This window comes from Pseudomonas sp. 50_B (genome assembly GCF_017491625.1).
Classification (GTDB): Bacteria; Pseudomonadota; Gammaproteobacteria; order Pseudomonadales; family Pseudomonadaceae; genus Aquipseudomonas; species Aquipseudomonas danubii.
On the sequence record NZ_JAFGYX010000150.1, the window covers coordinates 1 to 454 of the forward strand.

Sequence of the window (454 nt, forward strand, 5' to 3'; positions counted from 1 at the left end):
GTGCCCGCGAGTTGCGGGAAGCTCTTCAGGTATTCGCTGCGCTCGAACTCGGGGCGGCTCATCGCCGGCGGAAAACGCAGCACTTCCGCATGCTGATCGGCGCCGAGGCGCGTGATGTAGGCGTCGAGCGCGTCGACGACGCGCTCGAACCGCTCGCTGCGGCCGAACAGGCCCTGGATGCCCGTCGAAATCAGCAGCCCCGCTTCGACGAGCTCGTCGCGCAGCTTGTTCACGCCGCTGCGATCGATGGGCGCGTCGGCCGTTTCAGCCGCGCGCACGGAAGGTTGGGTCATGTCGTTCAAATCTCTCTTTCAAGCGTGGCGGGACGCAGTGCGAGCAACAGGTTGGCCGTGTTCGCCTCGATGCGGTCGTTGCTGATCATGAGCGGCGCCGAATGCAGGTCGCGAATGTGGCGCCCGAGCGTGTACGGCGTGCCGTTCTTGTACGACGCCAT

At 65.6% G+C, this 454-nt stretch carries 1 protein-coding gene; it reads right to left on the reverse strand.

Translation table 11 applies throughout. The features are described 5' to 3' along the window. Positions 1–293 (reverse strand): hypothetical protein (locus J5M73_RS31360; protein ID WP_243434006.1); only part of this gene is annotated, 293 nt, incomplete at its 3' end. Positions 294–454: the final 161 nt, after the last annotated feature.